This window comes from Mesorhizobium silamurunense, from assembly GCF_014843905.1.
GTDB classification, from domain to species: Bacteria; Pseudomonadota; Alphaproteobacteria; order Rhizobiales; family Rhizobiaceae; genus Mesorhizobium; species Mesorhizobium silamurunense.
The window spans coordinates 1-409 of the sequence record NZ_LPVS01000030.1; the positions used below are offsets into that span (position 1 = coordinate 1).

General features: G+C 66.5%; 1 pseudogene. It reads left to right on the forward strand.

Features of this window, described 5'->3' with window-relative positions:
• Window positions 1-324 (forward strand): annotated as a pseudogene (locus AU465_RS07920) (hypothetical protein); the annotation flags it as partial.
• Window positions 325-409 lie beyond the last annotated feature (85 nt).

The following is a 409-nucleotide window of genomic DNA, read 5'->3' on the forward strand; positions in this document are numbered from 1 at the left end:
TGCACGCAAATCGGCAATGACCGGTTCGCCGTGTTCACGACCACCAAGTCGAAGAGCCGGCTGAACTTCCTGCGGCTCCTGCACGGCGGGTCGGCCCGGTGGATCCTGAACGCCGCCTCACGCGCCTACATGCTGGAGCGCGGGCTGCCGGTGATCACGACGGATCTTCTGCATGCCGGGCGCGAGCCGTCCGGGTTCGAGGACGTGGCGTCATGGGACGCCCATCTACTCGCCCATGGCCTGGAGCCCAAGGATGGCCCTCTGGATCCGTTCCGCATCGCCAGTGACGGATGGCCCTCTGGATCCGTTCCGCATCGCCAGTGAAGGCGCGTTGTGGGGCGGTCTGACCGAGGCAAAGGCCCTCGACGGCACCGTCATCCTCAGTGATGGGGCGGGCCAGTTCGCAATC